Origin of the sequence: Auritidibacter ignavus (assembly GCF_003703835.1) — a bacterium.
Classification (GTDB): domain Bacteria; phylum Actinomycetota; class Actinomycetes; order Actinomycetales; family Micrococcaceae; genus Auritidibacter; species Auritidibacter ignavus.
On sequence record NZ_RDQR01000002.1, the window covers coordinates 53,182 to 77,282 of the forward strand.

The window sequence follows — 24,101 nt, forward strand, 5'->3', positions numbered from 1 at the left end:
TTCGAAACGGCCCGGGACCTGTCGGTAGTGGTTCAGGGTTGGTGGGTTCGGTGGGGCGGGTGGGGTTTCCCGGTATCTTGGGGAAGTTAGGTGGCAGACAAGAGGTTACTTAACGGTAGTTTTTGGTGTTACTGTGGCCCTGGCATTGGGGTGTGTCCGGTTGCTGGGCGTTCCAGGAGATTCATCACATTGAGCACCTGCGTTGGGGGTTTGCTGTGCGTCGGCGCGGTGTTCTCTCGCGGGATGTGTGACTATTTCCGCGAAGAGAAAGAGACGTGAGAGAAATGTCTAAAGCATCGAAGAATGGTGTTGGCTGCTTTTGCGGCTTTTGCGTTGCTTGGTGGTGGTGTCGTGTGTGGCGTGGCCCGGGCGGATGTGGCATCTGCAGACCAAAATCAGCCCTCGGACACTAGCAATACGGGGGATGAGAGTCCATTACGCCTCGTTGAATAGATCCTTTCTGGAGCTTTTCTGACAAATTTGAATGGACTGTGCTTAAGCCCGGTGAGACTAAGACGCTCCCGAAGCTGAGGGGTTCGGTTCCAAAGGGCGGGTGGGGTGTGGTGCGGGCACGGGGGAGTGCATGGTGGGGATCATGGCATGGGAGTGTAGCGTGAACAACACTGATCTGCGGCGACAGTCCGTTCACGAGCACATGAATTCTGTGTCACCGGTCCGTGTGCTCACCGGCCCGCGCGATGCTGTGCGAGGTCTGGCCGAGCTGCAGGAGCGCGAGCACGAGGCGTGAGTACCGGTGGGTGCCGACGGCCACATGCATCGCCATCCGGTCCCGGGATCCGGAGACGTCGAGATCGGAGCCGGAGATCATGTCGACGGCTGCCCCGATGAGCTGCAGATACTCGTCGCTGACCTCCAATCCCAGCTCCGTCATCTCCGCCACCACCGAGGTGGCCGCTGCCCGGGCGGCGCTCGGCGCGTCCGGCCAGCCCTGGGCTTCCATGACCGAGGTGACCCGCGCCTCGGCGGCGGCCGTGCGCGCATCCGGTGCAGCCGGCGAGTCAGCGGAGAGCGGTGGCAGCCCGCCGCCGAGGATCTGGGCGGTCTGCATGACATCGAGCATGCTCGCCAGTGGGTCGTCGATGACGGCGGTGAGCGTGCCGATCTGCTCGATCGACAGGCCGACGAGCTGCCGGAGCGCGGCGATGAGCTCTAAGCGCTCGACGTGGGAGTCGTCGTAGACCGCGGTCGTCTGGTTCCGCTTGGCTCCAGGCGGCAGGAGGCCTGCGCGCAGGTAGTACTTGATCGAGGCTGTCGAGGTGCCGGTGGCCGCTGCCAGCGCGCTGAGCTTCACTTAGCTCTCCTTGGCGGTCGGATACTGAATCGGGGTGTGGCTATCCACGTTGCACACACTTGGACAACGTCACTATCTTACCGAGTATGGAGACCATCCCGCTCGCCGTTATCGTCCATGCCAGCGCGGCGTTCCTCGTCCTTATCATCGGCCCCGTCAACATCTTCCGGCCCCGCCGCGACGCCGTGCACCGGGTGCTCGGGCGCACCTGGGTGGGGCTCATGTACCTCACCTGCGGCTCCAGCTTCTTCTTCGGCCTCGAGGACGGCTTCACCTTCCTCCACGGGCTCTCGGTGTTCACGACGGTCACCGTCACCCTCGGGGTCTGGATGATCGTGAGCGGCAGTAGGCGCGGGCACATCGGCAACATGGTCGGCTCCTACATCGGCACCCTCATCGCCTTCGGCTTCGCGGCCTTCGTGCCCACCCGCCTCATCTGGACGACAGCGGTGACCAGCCCGGTCGCGCTCGCCGCCTTCGCCGGTGCGCTTGCGCTCATCGCAGGTGCGTGGTTCGCCGTTCTCAAGGCCCGCCTCGGCAGCGGTGGAGGGAAAGGCTCGCGAAAGGGCATTGCGGAGGGGCCTCGCCAACCAGTAGGCTAACAATGTTAGCCAGTAGTGGCTGACGCTCACCCGCACCGATCGGAGTCCCCGCCATGACCGTCGCCCGCATCATCGCCATCTGCCTGTCCATCCCCCTCATCCTGGTCGCCGGCATCTTCGCCTACAGCCGCCTCAACCCGGTCTCGATCATCGTCGTCACCGAACTCGACGCCTCACCTGATGAAGTGTGGACGGTGCTGGCCGACACTGAGCGCTACAGCGAATGGAATCCCTCGATTATCGAGAGCTCCGGCACCGTCGCCGCCGGTGAGAAGCTGCACAACACCGTCATCTTTGCAGACGGCACGATGACCTTCACCCCCACGATCCTGACCGCCGAACCCGGTCGCGAACTGACGTGGATCGGGCGGATGTGGGTCCCGGGCCTGGCTGATGGCGAGCACTCCTTCCGGCTCGAAGCGCTGCCCGGCGGCGGCACCCGGCTGACCCAGCAGGAGACCTTCACCGGTGTCGTCGTGCCGTTCATGACGTCGATGCGTACTGACCTCGAAGCCGACTTCGCCGAGGTCAATGAGGCGATCGGGCAGCGGGCCGCCGATCTGCGGCAGACTGGTGCCCATGACTGAGATCCCGATCAAGCTGCCGACGCGTAGCCCGCGCCAGACCGAGATCCTCGTCGCCGCACGCCGCCGCGTCGAAGCCGCGGGCTGGGAGGCGCTGAGCATGCGCATGCTGGCAACCGACCTCGGGATCCGCGCCCCGTCGCTGTACAAGCACCTGCCGAACAAGGAGGCGGTGCGCACCCAGCTGCTCATCGACGCCTTCGCCCGGATGGGGCAGGCATGCTGGCGGGTGATCGAGACTGAAGCCTCGATCGACTTACTGCTGCGCGCCTACCGCGCCACCGCTGCCGCGTCACCGGAGCTCTACCGGCTGGCGACGAGCGGGCCGCTCGACCGGGCTGCGCTGCCTGAGGGTTTGGAGGAGTGGTCCGGCCGGCCGTTCTTCGTCGTCACGGGAAACCTGGTGATCGGACAAGCACTGTGGGCGGCCACCCACGGGCTCACGATCCTCGAACTCGACGGGCGACTGCCGCCCGGCAGCGACGTCGATGCCGCCTGGGAGGAACTCGCCGAAGCGTTCAAGTGAGCGGATCTGATCGAGCGGATCTGACTGTTCGGATCAGCGCGCCGCCTGCGGTGCCGGCCGAGAGCCAGCAGGACTGCCAAAGCTTCGGCTGGGATGGTGACATCAAGACCGGTGCACTCGCGGAACAGCCGCAGCCGAGGTAGACGAGCACGGTATCGATGACGCGCTCACGCTCATCAGCGGCGAGGGTCGCCAGGCCAGCCTGGATCTCTGACCGCCGCTGGGGAACATCTCCGTCAGGTGCTCGTTGAGGAACGGCACCCACACCTCGCGCTCTGTCGCCCACGTCCCGGGTTCGGCGACCCGGTGCGTCAGCGGGCGCGGGTCAAAGGTAGGCGCGCTGTGCGTATGACGAGTACTCCTCGAGGGTCTTGAGCACCTCCTCGGCATAGGAGAGCAGGCGCGGTGCATCGGCCGCATCGGAGCAGCCGGACAGGCGCGCGTGAGGCGCGGCCGTGCACTCGACTGGCTGTGCCTCGGTAGGATCGCTGCAGGCCATCCGCTCACCGTTTCTGACGAGGAGAGAAGCCTGGATGACCTCCGAACCATCCATGCCCGCAGGCCGTAGCGCCGGCCACCTCATGGTCGAACAGCTCGTGCGCGAAAGCGTCGAGCCCCTCTACAGCGTGTCCGGTGAGAGCTTCCTCGACATCCTCGACGGCCTCTACGACGCCCCGATCACCAACGTCGTCGCCCGCCACGCAGGTGGCTCGGGATTCATGGCCCTGGCCGAGGCGCGCCTGACCGGCAGGCCCGGCGTCGTCATGGTCACCCGCGGACCGGGTGTGGCGAACGCGATGATTGCCATCCACACCGCCTATCAGGACCAGACGTCGCTCGTGATGTTCGTCGGCCTTATCCCCATCCCCGACCGCAATCGGGAGTCCTTCCAGGAATTCGACCAGCATGCGTGGTTCGGCTCCACGGCGAAGAAGGTTCTCGTCCTCGACGACCCGGGCTCCGCCGGCGAACTCGTCTCCGATGCCATGCGCATGGCTGCCGGCGGACGGCCCGAACCGGTCGTCATCGGCGGTGACGGCTGGCAAGACGGCTGTGGAGCCGAGCTGGCCGCCTGGTGTGTAGCCCACGGGGTGTCGGTGACTTCCGACTTCCGCGTCTATGATGCGATCCCGGCCTCCAGCTCGGCCGCCATCCTCCCGGCTCTGACCGCCGAGGTGCCGGCCACCTCGGAAGCGGAAGCCCGCCGCACCCGACTGGAGCGGATGCGCAGCGAGCACGAGGCCTTCTCCACCGCCCGCGTCGACCGCGGGCTGGGCCGTCCACCTGCGGCGGTGACCGGTCCCGAGGTTCTTCGGAACCACACGAGACCGGCCACCGGTGTTTAAGACCCCACTTAGCGTTCAGGGGCAGCAATTCGGGTTCCAAGTGGCTGGCTTCTTGATCACGGTCTCAAGAGGTGCACATATGCCACTGATCTTCTGCAGGACTTGGGTTATTTGTTGTAACGAAAGATAACTAGATAGTTGTACGCCGTGGTATTCTGAGCGGTAGGTTACTCTATGGTCGGTGACAGCGGCCGCAGGGTCTATCATCACGATCACCTTCAGAAGGTTTTTCCGTGCGCGTGCACGGCGTTCTGTGGTGTGGTCACGTTTTTTCTCGACAGAAAGTGACTAGCCGTAATGACTGAGATTTCCAAAAACTCTGCGGGACAGTGGCCAGCTTGGCGGCGCGGTGCCATGGCTGCCTTTACCGCTTTTGCTTTGGTTGGTGGTGGCGTTGTCTGTGACGTGACCCAGGCCACCGTGGCGCGAGCTGATCAAGCGGACGCTCCTGCAACAGACGCTCCCGCAGCAGGAGAAGACGCAACCACCCCCGCTACCGGCGAAGACGTCAGTGACGCCATTGTCCCCAAGAAAGTGAACCCTGAGGGTGCGACAAATCGTTACCCGCGGGCGACGAATCCGCAGGGTACTCGTCCGGCTCCGGTCGCTAGTGAAGTCACTGGTCCGGTGGATGCGGATGCGATTGCTGCTGGTCGAGTTCGTACTTATGGTCAATTCGCTGACGTCACCAACCGTGGCTCGTTGGGGACCTTCTCAGGTCGTTTGTACTACAGCAATGGTGTGTCTTTCGACTCCAGTAACTCTGGTGCGGAGGCGTTGAATGATGTGACTCTGTACTTGCAGTGGATGGATAAGGACTCGCCTGCTAGCCCGGTGTTCACCGCGAAGACGCACAAATTGGCCGGTACCGACGGGGCTTTCGGTTTTGGTGATCTGAACTGGGTTGATGAGAACGGTACCTTGCACGTCTACGAGCCGATGAGCTTGATTAACGATGTGCGGATCAAGGTGTGGGTTGCTCCGGGCCAGACTGGTCCCGGTGGGGGTGAGTTGAAGGCTATCCGTCAGGGTCCGGGGATGATGAACGGCTTCATGAACCCCGGCCGTGATGGTCACTTTGGTTCCTTTACCACCGAACAGTTCTCCACTCAACGTGGTTCGGTGTGGGTTTATGAGAAGCCTGAGGGTGCGGATCCTGCTAGCTACCTGACGACCCCGCGTGATCAGTGGAAGATCGATAACGAAGGTCCGGTGCCCACGCCGTCCAACACTTCCGGTGTGGGTGGCAACGGCCCCAACATGGTTTCTGGCCGTGTTTGGTGGGAATCGGGCGAACCTGATCTTTTCGTTCCTTTCCCGACCCGCGCCGGTGAGAATCCTGCTCCCGGTACTCGGGTGGTGATGTCGGTGCTGACTGCGGAAGGTCGTTCGGCTATTCGTGGTTTGGGTAATCTGCCTACGGGTCAGCGGCTTCAGCAGCAGAAAGCGTTGTTGGAAGCGAATCCGCAGCAGATTAAGCAAACTGTGGTTGCCCCGGTTGGGGACAATGGTCGGTACACGGTGCGTTTCGATCAGCCTATCCCGAATGCTGACGCGTTGTATGGTTTCGTGATTAATACCGACGATGAGATTGTGGCTGGTTACACGCCGTGGACTGTCCCGGCGTTTGGTGATCCGAATGATGGTACTCACACCGCGGCCTTCTGGCAGCCGGCTCGTGGCTCCCTGTACAACGTGTACTTCGCGCTGGTGCCTGACCCGAACCGTGCTGACATTTCGCTTGATCACGACACCGGTGCCAACACCGCCGGTGTTGGTGATGTGGTGACCCCGAGTGTCAATACCGTATTCTACCCCGGCCAGAATTACGCCATCCGCTGGGTTGATGAGAACGGTAACCAGGTCGGTAATGACTGCAAGATTACCTCGGCTGCTGAGGCTGCCAACTGCACCTTCACGGTACCCGAAAATGCTGAGCCTGGAACCGTTTACCAGGCGCGGTTGATCATCAACGGCAACATTATGGACTCGGCAGCTTTCCGCGTCACTGAATACGCAGAAACGCTGGACCCTGCTTATGAGAATGCTTCTGGTGCGCCGGGTGAGCAGGTAACTGTCCCGGCACCGACCTACAAGAACAACCAGGGCCAGGATGTTTCGGCCCCAGCTGGTACAAAATACGCCCTGCGGGACGACGCCCCCGAGGGGGCGACCATCGATGAGAACACCGGTGAGATCACCTACACGATTGCAGAGGATGCACGAAATGGGTCCTCGATCGATATCCCCGTCGTGGTGACTTACGCTGATGAGTCCGTTGACCACGTGACCGCCACGGTGAACGTGGTTGAGCCTGGTGTTGTGTCTTACCCGGATGTGACTGTGGGTGATGATGGGGATCGTCAGGTGTCTGTGGATCCGGTGATTACTGATGCTGAGGGTAACCCTGCTGAGAAGGGTGAGGGTGACCGGTTTGAGTTCGGTGAGTTGCCGGATGGATTCGTGAAGGATCCTTCTGATGAGTCGGGCAATACCATTATTTGGAATGGTGGCACTGAAGATCCTGCTGATGACATTACGGTGGTGATTGATCCGGAGACGGGTCAGATTACCGTGGATGCTGGTGAGGATGCTGATACCCAGGGCCCGGTTCAGGTTCCGGTCCGGGTTGTGGATCAGGATGGTAAGCCCACGTATGAGGGTTCGGTGACCATCGACGTTGATCCGAAGGCTCCGGCGCAGGCTGAAACCTTCGAGCCCGCATATGAGAACGCTTCTGGTGCGCCGGGTGAGCAGGTAACTGTCCCGGCTCCGTCGTTCACCGATGCTGAAGGTAAAGAGGCCGAGGCTCCGGAGGGGACCTCGTTCCAGGCTGGTGAGAACGCTCCTGAGGGTGTGACCATCGATGAGAACACTGGTGAGATCACGTTCACTGTTCCGGAGGGTGCTACCCCTGGTGAGACCATTGAGATCCCTGTGGTGGTGACCTACCCGGATGGTTCCACCGATGAGGTCACGGTGACCGTGACGGTGGATGAGCCGGAGGTTGTTGAGCCTGGTGTTGTGTCTTACCCGGATGTGACTGTGGGTGATGATGGGGATCGTCAGGTGTCTGTGGATCCGGTGATTACTGATGCTGAGGGTAACCCTGCTGAGAAGGGTGAGGGTGACCGGTTTGAGTTCGGTGAGTTGCCGGATGGATTCGTGAAGGATCCTTCTGATGAGTCGGGCAATACCATTATTTGGAATGGTGGCACTGAAGATCCTGCTGATGACATTACGGTGGTGATTGATCCGGAGACGGGTCAGATTACCGTGGATGCTGGTGAGGATGCTGATACCCAGGGCCCGGTTCAGGTTCCGGTCCGGGTTGTGGATCAGGATGGTAAGCCCACGTATGAGGGTTCGGTGACCATCGACGTTGATCCGAAGGCTCCGGCGCAGGCTGAAACCTTCGAGCCCGCATATGAGAACGCTTCTGGTGCGCCGGGTGAGCAGGTAACTGTCCCGGCTCCTTCGTTCACCGATGCTGAAGGTAAAGAGGCCGAGGCTCCGGAGGGGACCTCGTTCCAGGCTGGTGAGAACGCTCCCGAGGGTGTCAGTGTTGATGAGAACACTGGTGAGATCACGTTCACTGTTCCGGAGGGTGCTACCCCTGGTGAGACCATTGAGATTCCTGTGGTCGTGACCTACCCGGATGGTTCCACCGATGAGGTCACGGTGACCGTGACGGTGGATGAGCCGGACAACGGCGGTGGCCAGGAGGACACCCTGGCTGACATCACCACACCGACGTGGGAGAACGGTACCGTTGAGCCTGGTGGGTCGGTAGATATCCCGAATTCTGGTGACCAACTGCCGGAAGGCTCCAAGGTCGAGGCCACTGCCGATGCTGAAGGTTGGAAGGTGTCGGCCACCGATGATGGTACCCTCACCGTCACCGCACCCGAGGGAGCTGCTGACGGTGACAAGACCACTATCGAGGTGACCGCGACCTACCCGGATGGTTCGCAGGATGTTGAGAAGGTCACCGTGACCGTCAACGACCCCAATGGTGGTGGCGACGATGAGGAGGACGGTACCCAGGCTGATGACATCACTCCATCGTGGGTGAACAGCCAGGTTGCTCCCGGTGAGTCCGTTGAGGTTCCGAACACGGGCGAAGAGATTCCGGAAGGTTCCACCGTTGAAGCCAGCACTGATGCCGAAGGCTGGCAAGTTTCGGCCACCAACGACGGCACTCTGACCGTGACTGCACCGGAAGGTGCCTCGCACGGTGACAAGGCTGTGGTGACTGTCCAGGTCACCTACCCGGATGGTTCTGTTGACACCGAACAGGTCAGCGTCACTGTCGTTGACCCGGCTGTCGGTGATGACGATGACAACAACAACCAAGCTGCTGAGGTTCAGCCCAACTGGGATAACCAGGAAGTGGCGCCGGGCGAGTCGGTGACTGCGCCGAATAATGGTGATGCGTTGCCAGAAGGCTCTGAGGTCGAAGCGACTTCTTCCCAGGATGGCTGGAACGTGACCGTCGGCGATGATCACGGGATAACTGTCACTGCTCCGGAGAATGCCTCCACGGGTGATAAAACCACGATCACGGTAACTGTGACCTATCCGGACGGTTCCACTGACACCGAGACCTTCACCGTGACCGTCAATGACCCGAGTGGTGATAACGGTGGTGAAGAACCTGGCAGTGACCAAGCGAGCGAGGTAACTCCGAACTGGGACAACACCACTGCTCAACCAGGTCAGACTGTTGAGGTGCCGAATAACGGTGACGAACTGCCGGAAGGCTCTCAGGTCGAAGTTGCGTCCGATCAGGACGGTTGGACCGTTGAGGTTGGCGAGGACGGTAGCACTATCAAGGTGACTGCCCCAGAAGGTGCCACCTCGGGCGACAAGACCGAAATTACCGTGACCGTGACCTACCCGGATGGCTCCACTGACACCGAAACCTTCACCGTGACCGTGACCGAGCCATCTGATGGTGGTGAGGGACCTGGTGAGCAGGAGAAGCCGAACTGGGGTGACGCTGAGGGTGAGCCTGGTGAGCGGATCGTGATCCCGAATGAGGGTGGCGAGGTTCCTGAGGACACCACTGTTGAGGTGGAAGGCCCAGGACGTGCCTCGATCGACGAGGACGGCAACCTGGTTGTCGAAATCGATAAGGATGCGAAGCCTCGTGACACCATTGTGGTGGTCGTCAAGGACAAGGACGGCAACGTGATCGATGAGATCACCGTGACCGTGACCGAGCCATCTGATGGTGGTGAGGGACCTGGTGAGCAGGAGAAGCCGAACTGGGGTGACGCTGAGGGTGAGCCTGGTGAGCGGATCGTGATCCCGAATGAGGGTGGCGAGGTTCCTGAGGACACCACTGTTGAGGTGGAAGGCCCAGGACGTGCCTCGATCGACGAGGACGGCAACCTGGTTGTCGAAATCGATAAGGATGCGAAGCCTGGTGACACCATTGTGGTGGTCGTCAAGGACAAGGACGGCAACGTGATCGATGAGATCACCGTGACCGTGACCGAGCCATCTGATGATGGCGGTGCTGGTGACGGTGGCGACAAGCCTGGTGACGGTGGCGACAAGCCTGGTGACGGTTCCGGTAAGCCTGGTGATGGCGGCGCTGGTGACGGTTCCGGTAAGCCTGGTGATGGCGGCGCTGGTGACGGTGCTGGTGACGGTTCCGGCAAGCCTGGTGATGGCGGTTCTGGTGACGGTGCTGGCGATGGCGCTGGTTACGCCTCCGATGCGTCGAGTGACCACAGTGACAAGCTGGCTTCGACTGGTGCTGGCGTGCTGGGCGCGTTGGGTCTGGGTGGTCTGCTGGCTGCGGCCGGTGGCCTGTTGGCCCGTCGTCGCAAGTCTGAGGACTAAGACTCTGCGCTGCTACTAGTGGTGTAGTTACTGGCGGTGGCCGGTCCCGGGTTCTTCGGAACTACACGGGACCGGCCACTGGCGTTTTTAGGCGTCCACGACGGGCGTGACGGTGTGGCATAAACGATGAGGGGCTTTCACACGTGTGAAAGCCCCTCATTGTGGTCCCTTGCACGAATCTGGTTCTATCGATCTAATTCCTGGCGGCGCGAAGAGATGACCCCGGTGTTGAAACCAGCGAGGTTCAGCCCGCCGTGGAAGCGAGCGTGTTCAATTTTCACGCAACGGTCCATGACGATATTCATGCCATACGACTCGGCCAGGTGTGCCGCCTCTTCATTCCAGATACCCAGCTGGAGCCAGACGATCTTGGCCCCGACGTTGTGGGCATCTTCGACAACCGCGGGAGTGTCTTCGGGTTTTCGGAAGACGTCGACGATATCGGGTACGACGGGCAGTGCCTCGAGGCTCGGATACACCTTGTGGCCCAAGATTTTCCCACCCTTCTCCGCGAGAACCGGGTTGATGAAATACACATCGAAGGTGGTGGAACTAAGCAGGTAAGTCGCGACAAAGTTGGACGCACGGGAGGGCTTATCCGAGGCGCCCACGATGGCAATGGACTGGCTCTGACGAAGCAGACTCAAACGTTCCGGAGCCGAGGGGCCGGTCCAGGTGCGGTCTGGCAATGCTGTGCTCATGATGGTCCTTTCCTGGAGTTAGTGGCTTGCACCATCGGTGGCGGTGGTTAACGCTTGGTCAAGATCCCAGATAATGTCGTCGACGTCTTCGATCCCCACCGAAATACGAATCAAATCATCCGGAATACCGGCAGCAGCCAATTGTTCATCTGAGAGTTGCTGGTGCGTGGTCGAACCCGGGTGCAACACCAGCGTTTTAGCATCGCCAACATTCGCTAGATGGGATGCCAACTGAACGCTTTGGATGAAGGTATTTCCGGTGTCGCGACCTCCCTTCACCCCGAAGCTGAAGACCGAGCCGACCCCTTGTGGCAAGAGCTGTCTCCCCCGTTCGTAGTACGGGTTGTCGGGAAGCCCCGCATGGTTGACGTAGCTAATGCGCGAGTCCTCGTTCAGCCATTCGGCGACCTGTTGTGCATTAGCAATGTGCGCGTCCATGCGCTGTGGCAAGGTCTCAATCCCTACCATCAGTTGCTGGGCTGACTGCGGTGCCAGGGTAGGGCCAAAATCGCGCAGTTGCTCGTTGCGGACTTTGGTCAAGAACCCGTATTCGCCGAAGTTGCCCCACCAGCTCAGTCCGTTATAGGACTCCACGGGTTCGGTCATGGATGGGAAGTTGCCGTTATCCCAGGGGAAGGTGCCGTGCTCCACCACGACTCCTCCCAAGGTGGTGCCGTGGCCGCCCAAGAACTTTGTGGCGGAGTGGATGACAATATCGGCGCCGTGCTCGAACGGGCGAATCAGATAAGGAGTGGTCAGCGTGGAATCTACCACCAAAGGAACCCCGTGGTGATGGGCCACCTGCGCGAGACCGGACAAATCCACGATCGTCGATGAGGGGTTCGACACGATCTCGGTGTAGACCGCTTTCGTATTGGGCTGCATAGCCGCTTCAAAGTCGGTGGCCTCCGTGGAATCCACGAAGGTGGTCTCGATGCCGAAACGACGCAACGAGACGTCCAACTGGGTCACCGTGCCACCGTAGAGTCGCGATGAGGCCACAATGTGGTCCCCGGCCTGAGCCAGTGCGGCGAATACCACGAACTCTGCGGCCATCCCCGACGACGTCGCTACCCCGCCGATACCGCCTTCCAAGGAGGCCATCCGTTCTTCAAACGAGGCCACCGTGGGGTTGGCAATGCGTGAATAGATATTGCCGTATTTCTGCAGGGCAAACAGGTTCGCGGCATCCTCGGTGGATTCGAAGACGAATGAGGTGCTCTGATACACCGGGAGTGCACGCGATCCATGCACCGCATCGGGAACGGTTCCGGCGTGCAAAGCACGGGTGCGGAACCCAAATTGGCGTTCAGCCATCGTCGTCCTTCCATTTCAGGTCACTAGTGCAGATCACTGCATGAGGGGTCTGTTTCTCTTCTTGTCTATTGTTCTCGCGCTCCGGGGAGAATGCGACCTTTATGACTCATGAGGTCACCTAGACTAGAGAGAGCTTGGCTGAGGCCAACCAGATCAGTGTGTGAGGACTTGATGAGTGAAATGCAATCGACGAGCGAGCGCAAGAACTTTTGGGTCACGGGCAAAGGCGTGCTCACCATTGCGCTGATCGCTATCGGCATCACGGCCATCATCATCTTCGGTGTGGTGCGTGCGGTCGGCCCCGATGCCGAGGGCGTGGGGCAAGAGGCCACCTATACCGGCGAAACCACGGATTCGATCTGTGGGCTCGGCGGTGTCGCGCGTGAAGGATCCATTGGTAGCACTCCCGACGCTGACTGGGAAAACCACCGCAATATTTTCTTCCCCGTCTCTGAGCAATACGGGCCTGGTCAGCGCAATGATGACGGGGTACCTAGTTGTTTTGAGCATTCACCACGGGGCATGATGTTTGCTGCCGTGTCATATACCGCCATGCTGACGAACCCGGACCGGTTCGATGACACCGCGCTCGCGATGCCACTGGGACCCGGCGTTGATACCGAACAGCACAGCTCACAGATGGTCGATGAGGTGCGAGAGCGTTTCGCTGGCGAAGACTCCGCGATCGGTGGTTTTCGGCTGGTCCGCTACGACGGTGACGCTGGGCTGATTGAGGTCGCGGTCACCAGCTTTGACGGCACCCACACCACTCGAGCCTCGTTGTTGTTAGCGATGGAGTGGGTCGATGGTGATTGGAAAATCGTCGGTGACCTGGATGAGCAACCCGTTGAGATCAGAGACTTGCAGGACCACATTGGTTTCCAGCAATTTCGTGCCTAAGACCTCGTCGCACCCCGGCGGTGACGTCGCGAGTAGCCTCCTGTTCGCAAATTCAAGAAATATTCCTATAATAGATCATCTGTACCGGGCTGTCGTATTCCGGACGCGTCCTTGATTTCATCTGACGATCTAAGGAGTGACCATCGCATGTCGAATCATGATCCTTCAGACGAACCAGACGAGCCACCCACGGCTCAGTCCGCGGGGGCGACGACCACCGAGACATCCGGTGAGGGATCGGTGCTGACCGAAGAAACCGAAGCGGAAGAAATCGATAAGACCGCCTCCTTGCCCCAGTACATGTCGCTTGGCGAGCATGATTCTGATAGCCGCATCGTGGCCAAGCTGAGACGGCAGGGTGTGAAGATCGGCCGGGGCATGATTGCCCCGCACGTGTTCTGGCCATCGACTATCATCGTCATTGCCGTGGCACTGTGCGGTATCTTTTTGCCGGACGCGACCGGTGAAGTCCTGAACGCCATCCAGACCTGGATCGTCGATACCCTGGGCTGGTACTACGTACTGTGCATTATGGTCTTCATCGGCTTTGCCCTGTTTTTTGGGCTGTCGAAATACGGCAGACTAAAGCTCGGTTCCCCTGAAGACAAGCCCGACCACGGGTTGCTGTCCTGGTTCTGTATGCTCTTCGCCGCCGGCATGGGTATCGGGTTGGTTTTCTATGGCGTCGGTGAGCCGCTGACTTTTGCCACCGTGGAACCCAAACCCGGCTGGGAAGGCAGCGAAGCCGACATCGCCAAGCAAGCCATGGCCCAAACCTTCGTGCACTGGGGCATCCACCCCTGGGCGGTCTACGCCATCATTGGCCTAGCCGTGGCCTACACCATTCACCGGCGTGGGCGTCCGGTCTCGATCCGCTGGGTTTTTGAACCTCTGCTGGGGGAGCGTGTTAAAGGCATTCTGGGTGACGTGATCGACATCCTGGCGGTGTTCGGCACCATCTTCGGTGTGGCCACTTCACTGGGCCTCGGCGTGCAACAGATCGGGACCGGTCTGGAAAAGATCGGCATCGTCGAAACCGCTGATACTGTTCTGCTGGTCATCCTCATCGTGGTCATCACGTTCATCGCCACACTCTCTGTGGTCTCCGGTGTGGGACGCGGAATGAAGTGGCTGTCGAACTTCAACCTCAGTCTGGCCGGCGTGGTCCTGATCGCACTGTTGCTGATGGGACCGACCCTGTTCATCTTCCAGAACCTCGTGGAATCGCTGGGCGTCTACCTGGCCACCTTCTTCGAAATGTCGCTGGACGTGGCCACCTATACCGGGGAAGACGGATCCGCATGGGCCTCGTCCTGGACCCTGTTCTACTGGGGCTGGTGGGTGTCTTGGGCACCCTTCGTCGGTATCTTCATCGCCCGAATCTCCCGCGGTCGCACCGTGCGCCAGTTCATTGCTGGTGTGCTCCTGGTGCCGCCGCTGGTCGGTTTCCTCTGGTTCGGCGTGCTGGGCGGCACCGGGATTTTCCGCCAGCTTTTTGGGGCCGGTGACCTGGTCGAAGACGGCGAAGTCAGCCCCGAAGGGGTGCTCTTCGACGTGCTCGGCGACCTGCCTTTGGGGATGTTGTTCTCCATTGTGGGGATCCTGTTGGTCACCATCTTCTTCGTGACCTCTTCAGACTCCGGATCCCTGGTGATGGACATGCTCTCCTCGGGCGGCCACCCCAACCCGCCGATCTGGTCGCGCGTGTTGTTCTCCACCGCTGCCGGTGCGCTGGCTATCGGTCTCATGCTGGCCGGCGGATTAGAATCTTTGCAAGCCGCCGCGTTGGCCACCGCGTTGCCATTCTCTGTGGTGTTGTTGTTTATGTGCTGGTCTTTGGTGCGTTGTCTGCGCGCCGACTACGCCCGCGTGGAACGTAGCAAGCTGGATGACCGCTACCATGAGTTCGCCAGCAGAATGGCTGACGACTACGAGTGGGACTTCCCCGAACAGCTCACCAGCCACATTGACGACTGGATCGATTACCGGCTGGAGGCCACCCGCGGGATCTTCAACCAGAAGAGCAGAGACCCCGCCTCGCCACCGCCAGGCACACGTCCGTCCCGGTTCAACATGCCCGGAATTGGGCTACGCCGGCACGAAAAGAGCCGGGACGACAAGAACCGGGACGACCGCGAGTAGTCGCGAGCGCGACTCGTCCGGCGCGGTAGGTGTTGCACTCCACCATGGCCCGGGTTCTGATGGGCATTCTGCCCTTAGAACCCGGGCCGGTTGCTAGGATTGCGGTTTCGGTGTCCGTACAAACGGCACCAGCACCACGGTGACCACCGATAGCACCGCTCCGTACAGCAGCGCGTTGTGAATACCGGTCATCTCAGCCGTTGCAAGATCCTGGCCCAAGCGCACCCCGAGGGTGGTGGCCAGTGTCATGACCGTGATGTACAGTGAGGTGCCACCGGCAGCGGCGACCTGTTGCAGTGAATTGATCACCGCCGAGCCGTGAGAATACAGCCGTGGTGTCAGCGAGTTCAGCGCTGAGGTAAACAGTGGCCCCATCAGGGCCGCTAGCCCGATCGACATCACCACGTGGGTGGTGATCAAGCTACCGAGCCCGGTGTCGGCATCGAAGGTGGTCATCAGCCACATCGCCACCGAAACCACCACGGCGCCGGGGATTAACAGCACCCGGGCACCGACGGCGTCATAGGCCCGGCCCACCAGCCATCCCAAACCGGCCATCACCAGGCCCCCCGGGAGCATGGCCAGCCCGGTGTCCTGAGCAGAGAAGTGCAGAATGTCCTGCATGTAGATCGGCAGAATCACGATCACGCCGAACAGCCCCACCATGGCAATCAAGACGCATATGGTGGACAGCGTGAAAGTGCGGACGGTGAATACCCGCAGATTCAACAGCGCGATATCCCGCAAGGAGATCTGTCGTAGTGTGAAGATCCCCAACGCCACCCCGCCGATGACCAGTGGCACCCAGGGCGACAGGACCGCATGTCCGGTGGCAGCTTCACCGATAGAACTCAGTCCATAAATCACGCCGGCAAAACCGATCGCTGACAACACCACCGAAAAAACATCCAGCGGCACCTTGCGGGTCTCGGTCACGTTACGCAACCGCCACAGCCCCAACAGCACCACCAACACTCCGATCGGCAGAATGATCAAAAACATCCACCGCCAGCTCAACGCATGCAGGATCAGACCGCCGGCGGTCGGCCCGACCGCCGGAGCGACCGCGATGATGATCGACACCACTCCCATGGTGCGCCCGCGTAAGTGCAACGGCACTACGTTGAGCACCGTGGTCATCAACAACGGCAACATGATCGCGGTGCCCGCGGCCTGGATGACGCGACCGGTGACGAGTAGTCCGAAGACAGGTGCCGTCGCGGCCACCAGTGTGCCGAGGACGAAGAACCCGGTGGAGATGACAAACACCACCCGGATCGGCAACCGGGTCAGTAGCCAGCCGGTGGTGGGGATGACCACGGCCATGGTGAGCATGAACGCGGTGGTGAGCCACTGGACGGTGGCCGGGGTGAGCTGAAATTCGTCCATCAGCACCGGCAAGGCCACCGACATGATGGTCTCGTTGAGGATCATCACGAACGAGCCCAGCGCCAACATGGCCAGCACCCCCACAGCGCCCGGTGGTAAGGATGCTCCTGGGGTCTGGGTGGTTTCGGAGTGCTGTGATGACATGCTGGCCGTACTCCTAACGCGTCGCGGTGTAGATCTCGTCAATGCGTTCGCTGGCCGACTCGGCCCAGGCATCGAATGCTATCCCGTCCTGAGGATCGGTGGCTGAAGGATACACCGACCGGTACCGAAGCCAGGTGCCACCGGTTTCCAGCTCAGCGGTCCGGGCCGTAAGGAAATCCGAGACGACCACCTCTCGGATGGAAACCTCACCGGCCTCGGCGGAGACGGTGTCGTCCTCGATCTCGGTCATCTCCTCATTCACACAGTCGGTCTCTCGAGCTTCTTCGAGCTCGACCCGTTCACGGCGATCCGCATCGGTGCTGAACTCGACCAGATCGAGTTCTTCGACCGAGGCCGTCTCATCAAGCTGAGTCTCGCCGTCAACCTGGGCATAGACTGCAGGATCCGTTGAGTCCATGGCAACCTCGAGCTGTGAGAGTGTTGCCTGCTGACACTGGTCTGGGTCCGACACCTCCCGGAGTGAATCGACCACGAGCCACCGGTCGCCCCAGATTTCTTCGCCGGTATAGACCATCGCCTCCTGCAGGGTCTCATCGACCTGGTTCGCCAGGGCAATCGATTCCTCGCGGGGTTCCGGTGCTTGATCGGAGGGAATCGCTGTGGCGGGATCTTGGGCCTGCCCGGATCCCGGGTCGTCCTCGCCACCACAACCGGTCAACCCCAGGGCGCTGAGGCTGACCAGGGTGGCGAGCGCCACCGAGCGGTACCGCGCGGCGAGCGCGGGCGTGGAGAAAAGCATCGGGAATCATCCTGTCAATAGACGTCGTGCCGGGGAGATTCTTCTAGGCTACTCACTGCGGGGGCCTTTCGCCTGTCTCTGGTCCCGGCCGCGGTTTCGTGGTTTTCGACCCCCCAGGTATTGTGATCTGCCACACGCGCGCCGTAGGTTAGGGGTATGACGACTTATGCAGTGACTAACCCCGCCACCGGTGCTGTTGAAAAGACCTACCCCACCGCAACCGACGAACAGATTAGCGAGGCAGTTAACCTGGCTGCCGAGACTTTCACAAGTTATGCGAACACCAGCTTTGAGCAGCGCGCCCAGTGGATGCACCGCGTTGCCGATCTCTACGAAGAGCGTCTCGACCAGCTATGCTCGATCATCACCCGGGAGATGGGTAAACCGGTCCGCCAAGCCGAGTTTGAAGTCAAAATTTCGGTCTCGATCTACCGCTACTACGCCGATCACGCCGCGGAGTTCCTCGCCGATGAAGAACTCCCAGTTGCTCGCGGTGGTCAGGCCAAAGTGCAATACGACCCGGTGGGTGTGCTGTTGGGCATCATGCCCTGGAATTTCCCTTACTACCAGGTCGCCCGTTTTGCTGGGCCGAACCTGATGGCCGGAAATACCATCGTGCTTAAGCACGCCCCGCAGTGTCCGGAATCGGCCGAAGTGATGGAGCAGATCTTCCACGAGGCCGGATTCCCCGCGGGCGCCTACGTCAATATTTACGCCTCCAACGAGCAGATCGCCGAGCGAGTTATTCCCGACCCGCGGGTCCAGGGTGTGTCTCTGACCGGCTCTGACCGGGCGGGGGCAGCGGTGGCCGAGACCGCCGGTAAACACCTGAAAAAAGTGGTGCTTGAGCTGGGTGGTAACGACCCCTTCATCGTGCTTGACCGCGACATCGTGCCCCAGGCCGTCGAGCTGGCTGCCACCTCGCGGTTTGGTAACGCCGGCCAGGCCTGCAACGCGGCTAAACGCCTCATTGTGCTCGAGGAGTTCTACGACGACTTTGTGGAACAACTGAAAACCGCCGTGGAACAAGTCCGGTTGGGCGACCCCACCCAACCGGAGACGGCCATGGGACCGATGTCTTCCCAGCAAGCGTTGGAGAATCTCGACGCTCAGGTCCGCGACGCCATCGACCACGGTGCGACCGCACACGTGGGAGGGGCGCCCGAAGACCGCGAGGGGGCCTGGTACCCGGCCACTCTGCTCACCGGGCTCACCCCCGAGATGCGGGCCTATTCCGAAGAGCTCTTTGGCCCGGTGGCCATGGTCTACTCGGTGGCAAGTGAAGAAGAAGCCATCAAGCTCGCCAACGACACGCCCTACGGTTTGACCGCTACCGTCCACTCCTCCGACCCGGCGCGCGCGGCTGAGGTGGGAAATCAGATCCACACCGGCCAAGTGTTCATCAATGAAACCTCCACCACCGCCGCAGAGTTGCCCTTCGGCGGTGTCAAGCGCTCCGGTTTCGGGCGTGAGCTGGGACCGTACGGCATCAAAGAGTTCGTCAACGTCCGGTTGGTGAAATACAGCAAGAACTAACCCTGCACCAGTCCTGGCAGGGCGAGTAGTTCACGTCACATTTCTCAATGACCTGTGATGTGACATGGTCACTGACTACAGTGAGGCCCAGACCATCCAGAGTGGCTGAGAGAGCTGGCTCGATGACGCCACAGCAACCAGGGGTGCCGTTCAGGCCACCCAGGTGCTAATGCCAGTTCCGATGGAAAGGACCTTCGCTGTGTCGCCTTCTGCCCGGACATTTCACGACGACGTCGCAATCTCGGCCACCCCCGTGGCCCCGCATGTTCCGACCGTCTCGGACTATCACAGCCTGAAAGACTATTTCGCCCCACTGTTTGACTCGATCGCTGTTGGTGCTAGCCAGCGGGAACAGCAACGCATTTTGCCCTTCGCCGAGATCCGCGAGCTCAACCAGGCCGGCTTCAGTGTGTTGCGGGTCCCCACCGCATACGGCGGCCCCGGGGTGAGCATCGAAACCTTTACGCGGTTGCTGATTGATCTAGCCACCGCCGATGCGAATATCGCCCACCAATACCGCTCCCACGCCGGATTCACCGAATCCCTGTACTTTCTGCCTGAACCGCAACGAGCAGCGTGGTTTCAGCGACTGCTGTCCGGGGTCACCGTCGGGAACGCCTCCACCGAAATCGGCGGGAACACCCTGGGCACGCTCAACACCTCGCTCTCGTTGCACCCCGACGGTAGCGGGATCCTGAACGGCACGAAGTACTACGCCACCGGGTCGGCTTTCGCCAGTCATACCCGGGTGTCGGCCACCCTCTACAATCCCGACGGATCTGCCCAAGAAGGTCGCGGATTCGCGGTGGTCGGGGTCAATGATCCCGGGGTGGAGCTCCTCGATGACTGGGACGGGTTCGGTCAACGCCTGACCTCCACCGGTACCGCACGATTCACCGACATCACTGTTCCGGCCACCCACGTCTTACCACGTGTCCCTGGTTCGCCCGAGGCCCACCATGAAGCGACCTTCTTCCAGTTGGTGTTACTGGCCGTCTCCGCCGGCATCGGGGCTGCTGCAGTTCACGACGCCACTTCTGGGGTCCGGCACCGCAAACGTACCTTCAACACCGGTCTGGGCGTGCCCTACCGTGACGATCCGCTCATCCTCGAAACCGTCGGGCGCCTCGGTGCCGGGGCTTTCACCGCCCGCGCCACCGTGATCGAAGCCGCCAGGTCTCTAGACAGCGCCCTGGAGGCGTTGGCCGCGAGAAGCCAGATGCACAACGCCCATGCCGAGGTCCCCGAGGAATTTATCACCGCCCAGATTGCCGTGGCCAATGCGCACGTCACGGTCCCCGAGATCGTGATCAAGACCTGTTCCGATCTGTTCCTGACCGGTGGCGCCTCGAACACATTGCGCTCTAAGAACCTCGACCGGCACTGGCGCAACGCCCAAACCGTGGCCACTCATAACCCCATCGTCTTCCGTGCCCGGGCGATCGGGGACTGGCTGGTCAATGGCACCGCCCCCGAAGGGCTCAACGCCATCGGTGATGCCCCCACCGGCAACTCCTCGCAGACGCAGACACCCCAGGAGCACGCGTGATGAAACCCCTGCTATTCAACGCTTTCGAGATGATGGTCCCGGTCCACCAATCCCCGGGCCTGTGGCGCCACCCCGAGTCCCGGATCGTGGCCTTTGACACCCTGGAGTACTGGACGCAACTGGCCGAAACCCTGGAACGAGGCCGATTCTCCGCCCTATTTTTGGCCGACGTGCTCGGTGTCTATGACGTCTACGGGGCATCGGCCGAGACCTCCTATCGCGGTGGCCTGCAGTACCCGTTGCTGGACCCGCTGTCGGCAGTCTCGGCCATGGCCGACCACACCCGTCACCTTGGTTTCGGGGTGACCGCCTCGGTCTCCTATGAGCACCCGTTCCTGCTGGCCCGCCGACTGAGCTCCCTGGACCACCTCACCGCAGGACGTTTGGCCTGGAATATCGTCACCTCCTACCAGGACTCCTCGGCCAAAAACATGGGACTCGCCCAGCAGATCCCGCACGATCAACGCTATGATCGCGCCGATGAATACATGGAGGTGATGTACCGGCTGTTTGAATCCTCCGTCGAGCCCGGCGCAGTGGTCAACGACGCTCACGCCGGCGTGGTCGTCGACCCGCAGAAAATCCACCCGGCCGAGCACCGGGGCGAATTCTTCACGGTTCCCGGCCCGGCCTTGACCCACCCCGGACCGCAACGCACCCCGTTGTTGTTCCAAGCTGGCGCCTCCCCGCGAGGCAGAGCACTCGCCCTCGATCACGCCGAAGCCGTCTTCCTCATCGGTGCCACCCCCGAATTGGTCCGCCACTGGGTCGATGAGCTACGTGACGGACTCCGGGCCCGGGGTCGTGACCGCAACGCGGTGAAGATTTTCGCCATGGCCACCGTGGTCACCGGCGCTACCGATGCGGACGCCATCGCCCGCTGGGAGTCCTATCGGGACTACGTCGATACCGAAGGGGCCTTGGCACTCTTCGGGGGCTGGACCGGTGTGGACCTGGCTCAGGCAGACCCCGACGACACGCTGGAATACGTCACCACCGAGGCCAACCGTTCCGCCCTGGAGGCGATGACCACCCTGGCCGAAGCCACCGGTGGCAGTGCCTATACGGTCAAGGACCTCGCCGAATTCGTCGCCCTGGGCGGGCGTGGCCCGGTGTTAGTCGGATCCGCTGAAACCATTTCCGACCAGCTAGAGCGCTGGGCCACGGTGGCTGACATCGACGGGTTCAATATCTCCGGTGCGGTGCGACCGGCAGATCTGGAGCGCTTCGCCACCTACGTCTCCCCGGTGCTAGCTCAGCGAGGACAGCTAGCCTCCCCGGCGCCCGAGGACACCCCGCGCACCCTACGCGAACAGTTCTTCAACGCCGGTCCGCACACCGCCGCCGATCACCGAGCCACCAGCTACCGGCACTCCGTGCGCTAGTGAAGGGTAACCTATCCAGGTTAGGGTAGGGGTATGTCTGAAAAAGTCCGCCCAGCACGCACGAAAAACCCGGCCCACCTGATGGAAGTCGTCGGCACCGAACGACTCTCCGCACACTTCATCCGACTGACCTTCGGTGGGGGAGACTTCGAGCAGTTTCTGGCCCACGATTCCCACTCCGCAGATCGCTACATCAAACTGCTCTTACCGCCGGATCCCTCCCTGGGGTTGAAGCCACCCTTTGATCTGGACGCATTACGCACTGAGCTACCCAAGCATCAACTCCCGGTGCGCCGGACCTACTCGGTGCACTCCATCGACCCGGTCGCCCAGACCTTTCAGGTCGATTTTGTCTTGCATGGTGATGCCGGGGTGGCCGGCCCCTGGGCCGCACGCGCTGCGGTCGGGGACCCCGTTCAGTTCAGTGGCCCCGGCGGACAATACACTCCTAACCCGCAGACCGAGTGGCACCTTTGGGCCGGAGACGAAGCCGCCCTACCAGCCATCGCGGCGTCTCTGGCCGAACTGGCTGAGACCAATCCGGCCGCCTGCGGAGTCGCGTTGCTCGAGGTCGCCGGCGCCGATGACGAATTTCCCATCGTGGCACCGCAGGGTGTTCAAGTACGCTACCTGCACCGGGGCGGTCCCTTCACACCGGAGACCACGATGCTGACCGAGGCAGTCCGCGATGTGGCCTGGCCGAAGAAGCTCACGGCCGACTACCTGCACAGCGCCCCACACAGTATTCAGGCCTTCGTGCACGGCGAGCGCGAAGTGATCAAGCAGCTCCGCGCGTATTTGATGGACGAGCGCGGGCTGTCCCGGTCACAACTGTCGCTGTCGGCCTACTGGGCCTACGGTCGGGTCGAAGACGCGTTCCAGGCGGAAAAACGCGATCCGATTGGGCAGATTTACCCGGCCGAACAGCAGTAGCCCGTCTCGTCGGACGGTCAGCGATCCTCCATGGCTCAGTGCCGCACCGGATGTGCCTGGGTGTAGTCGAAGAGGTCCTCAAAGATTGCTTGGTTGAACTGAAACCCGCGCCGGGTCTCGTCGATAAAAGCCTCGCGGTCCTGCTGATCCAGCTTGAGGGCATCCAGGCTGGCACGGTAGTGATCCTTATAGACCTTCGGTTTTGGGATGGCGGCGAAGGTATACATGTGTAGTTGATCGTCACGAGCCTGATAGTGCCGACGGACCAGCGAGGCGATGGCCAACCCGCCGGATAAATCGCCCAGGTATCGCAAGTAATGGTGAGCCGCGAGTCGGACCGGATCATCGCAGACCCGAACAATCCGGGCCACATAATCGGTGGTCGCTGTCATAGCAGCCGGCGCGTCCCAGTCAGTCAGTGGCAACAAGGACTCCAGATCTGCTGCCAAGGCATCGCGTCGATCTAGGTTCGGATCGAACAGGGCCCGGAACGCTTCGTTGCCCGCGGATTCCCGGCATGCCTCTACCGCGGTATCCAGGGCGCCATAGATGTAAAAGTACTGACACACCAGCAGTGCGTAGTCGCGCAATGAGCGTTTTCCTGACATTAGCTCGGTGATGAACGCCGAATTTTCTGCCTGCGAGTGGTCCTCGCGAGTCAGCTGGCGGACTCTGGTGGAGAGCACATCGTCAGCAGATGTCGTCGCGGCGTGGATGTCCATAGCAGCGGCCTCTTTTCGCAAGATCGGGAGCGGTGTGCTAAGGAAGGCTACCCTTTGTGAGTGAAGTAATAGGGACGAGACTATCGGGTTCTGCTGACATTTTCATCACCGCGTCTGACAAAAATGAAGTCGTTTCCCTGGAAAATTGGCCATCTTAACCAGATGTGACATAAATTACCACTGTACGGCGTTAGTAATTCAGTCAGGGTAAGCTAATCTGTTAGACGTTGGCACGCGGTGAGACGCCCCTCATGCTCATCGCGCGGCTCTCCCGCAGACCCGGGTCCCAAGGTGGGGTGGACCCGTCGCCGAGAGTTCTCGGCACACAACAGTGGCGGAGAATTCCTCAGGATTCTCCGCCACTGGTTTGTTAATCGAGATGGTCCGTGGATACCTCGAC

General features: G+C 61.1%; 17 protein-coding genes and 1 riboswitch. Of the genes, 11 read left to right on the forward strand and 6 right to left on the reverse strand.

The genetic code is table 11. The features are described from left to right. Window positions 1-667: 667 nt before the first annotated feature. The gene (locus DYI20_RS01890) at window positions 668-1,312 is read right to left on the reverse strand and encodes a MerR family transcriptional regulator (RefSeq protein ID WP_110101299.1); all 645 of its coding nucleotides are present in this window, start codon (window positions 1,310-1,312) and stop codon (window positions 668-670) included. 86 nt (window positions 1,313-1,398) lie between these two features. On the opposite strand from DYI20_RS01890, the gene DYI20_RS01895 reads away from it, so the two are divergent. The 5 genes from DYI20_RS01895 (at window position 1,399) to DYI20_RS01920 (ending at window position 10,223) form a co-directional block, all read left to right on the forward strand. Next, window positions 1,399-1,914 (forward strand): DUF2306 domain-containing protein, encoded by a 516-nt coding sequence (locus DYI20_RS01895; RefSeq protein ID WP_146206436.1) that lies wholly within the window; start codon window positions 1,399-1,401, stop codon window positions 1,912-1,914. A 53-nt stretch (window positions 1,915-1,967) separates the two neighbouring features. Next, window positions 1,968-2,501 carry an SRPBCC domain-containing protein gene (locus DYI20_RS01900; RefSeq protein WP_110101301.1) on the forward strand — a complete coding sequence of 178 codons (534 nt, stop codon included), beginning with the start codon at window positions 1,968-1,970 and terminating at the stop codon, window positions 2,499-2,501. Further along, on the forward strand, window positions 2,494-3,024 hold the full coding sequence (locus DYI20_RS01905; RefSeq protein ID WP_110101302.1) for a TetR/AcrR family transcriptional regulator: 531 nt from the start codon (window positions 2,494-2,496) through the stop codon (window positions 3,022-3,024). Before DYI20_RS01900 ends, DYI20_RS01905 begins: the two co-directional genes overlap by 8 nt. Window positions 3,025-3,557: 533 nt before the next feature. Next, a complete protein-coding gene (locus tag DYI20_RS01915; RefSeq protein ID WP_110101303.1) occupies window positions 3,558-4,370 on the forward strand; it encodes a thiamine pyrophosphate-binding protein in 813 nt (270 codons plus the stop codon). A gap of 297 nt (window positions 4,371-4,667) precedes the next feature. Then, on the forward strand, window positions 4,668-10,223 hold the full coding sequence (locus tag DYI20_RS01920) for a YPDG domain-containing protein (protein WP_122548724.1): 5,556 nt from the start codon (window positions 4,668-4,670) through the stop codon (window positions 10,221-10,223). Window positions 10,224-10,408: 185 nt separating this feature from the next. On the opposite strand, the gene DYI20_RS01925 is transcribed toward DYI20_RS01920, so the two are convergent. Both DYI20_RS01925 and DYI20_RS01930 read right to left on the reverse strand, forming a co-directional pair. Continuing rightward, entirely contained in the window at window positions 10,409-10,924 is a 516-nt protein-coding gene (locus DYI20_RS01925) for a CoA-binding protein (RefSeq protein WP_110101306.1), read from the reverse strand. Window positions 10,925-10,942: 18 nt separating this feature from the next. Beyond that, the gene (locus DYI20_RS01930; RefSeq protein WP_122548725.1) at window positions 10,943-12,241 is read right to left on the reverse strand and encodes an O-acetylhomoserine aminocarboxypropyltransferase/cysteine synthase family protein; all 1,299 of its coding nucleotides are present in this window, start codon (window positions 12,239-12,241) and stop codon (window positions 10,943-10,945) included. A gap of 171 nt (window positions 12,242-12,412) precedes the next feature. Here DYI20_RS01930 and DYI20_RS01935 point away from each other — a divergent pair, with 171 nt between their 5' ends. Together DYI20_RS01935 and DYI20_RS01940 are read left to right on the forward strand one after the other, a co-directional pair. Beyond that, window positions 12,413-13,141 carry a DUF8175 domain-containg protein gene (locus DYI20_RS01935; protein WP_146206437.1) on the forward strand — a complete coding sequence of 243 codons (729 nt, stop codon included), beginning with the start codon at window positions 12,413-12,415 and terminating at the stop codon, window positions 13,139-13,141. Window positions 13,142-13,288: 147 nt separating this feature from the next. Further along, window positions 13,289-15,283 carry a BCCT family transporter gene (locus tag DYI20_RS01940; protein ID WP_110101309.1) on the forward strand — a complete coding sequence of 665 codons (1,995 nt, stop codon included), beginning with the start codon at window positions 13,289-13,291 and terminating at the stop codon, window positions 15,281-15,283. Window positions 15,284-15,376: 93 nt separating this feature from the next. Here the strand turns inward: DYI20_RS01940 and DYI20_RS01945 are convergent, their stop codons facing one another. Then, the gene (locus DYI20_RS01945; RefSeq protein WP_110101310.1) at window positions 15,377-16,816 is read right to left on the reverse strand and encodes an MDR family MFS transporter; all 1,440 of its coding nucleotides are present in this window, start codon (window positions 16,814-16,816) and stop codon (window positions 15,377-15,379) included. 13 nt (window positions 16,817-16,829) lie between these two features. Continuing rightward, window positions 16,830-17,576, reverse strand: a complete 747-nt coding sequence (locus DYI20_RS01950; protein WP_110101311.1) for a hypothetical protein — start codon at window positions 17,574-17,576, stop codon at window positions 16,830-16,832. 156 nt (window positions 17,577-17,732) lie between these two features. Between DYI20_RS01950 and DYI20_RS01955 the strand changes: the two genes are divergently transcribed. The 4 genes from DYI20_RS01955 to DYI20_RS01970 all read left to right on the forward strand — a co-directional run bounded on the left by DYI20_RS01955 (window position 17,733) and on the right by DYI20_RS01970 (window position 22,979). Continuing rightward, window positions 17,733-19,112: an NAD-dependent succinate-semialdehyde dehydrogenase gene (locus DYI20_RS01955; RefSeq protein WP_110101312.1), complete on the forward strand. Its 1,380-nt coding sequence runs from the start codon at window positions 17,733-17,735 to the stop codon at window positions 19,110-19,112. A gap of 89 nt (window positions 19,113-19,201) precedes the next feature. After that, a riboswitch (SAM riboswitch) is annotated at window positions 19,202-19,300 on the forward strand. An 11-nt stretch (window positions 19,301-19,311) separates the two neighbouring features. Next, complete coding sequence (locus DYI20_RS01960) at window positions 19,312-20,661, forward strand: acyl-CoA dehydrogenase family protein (protein WP_233487987.1); 1,350 nt, start codon at window positions 19,312-19,314, stop codon at window positions 20,659-20,661. After that, window positions 20,661-22,046: an NtaA/DmoA family FMN-dependent monooxygenase gene (locus DYI20_RS01965; RefSeq protein WP_110101314.1), complete on the forward strand. Its 1,386-nt coding sequence runs from the start codon at window positions 20,661-20,663 to the stop codon at window positions 22,044-22,046. The genes DYI20_RS01960 and DYI20_RS01965 overlap by 1 nt, the downstream gene beginning before the upstream one ends. 33 nt (window positions 22,047-22,079) lie before the next feature. Continuing rightward, complete coding sequence (locus DYI20_RS01970; protein WP_110101315.1) at window positions 22,080-22,979, forward strand: siderophore-interacting protein; 900 nt, start codon at window positions 22,080-22,082, stop codon at window positions 22,977-22,979. 35 nt (window positions 22,980-23,014) lie between these two features. On the opposite strand, the gene DYI20_RS01975 is transcribed toward DYI20_RS01970, so the two are convergent. Next, on the reverse strand, window positions 23,015-23,701 hold the full coding sequence (locus DYI20_RS01975) for a biliverdin-producing heme oxygenase (RefSeq protein WP_110101316.1): 687 nt from the start codon (window positions 23,699-23,701) through the stop codon (window positions 23,015-23,017). Window positions 23,702-24,101: the final 400 nt, after the last annotated feature.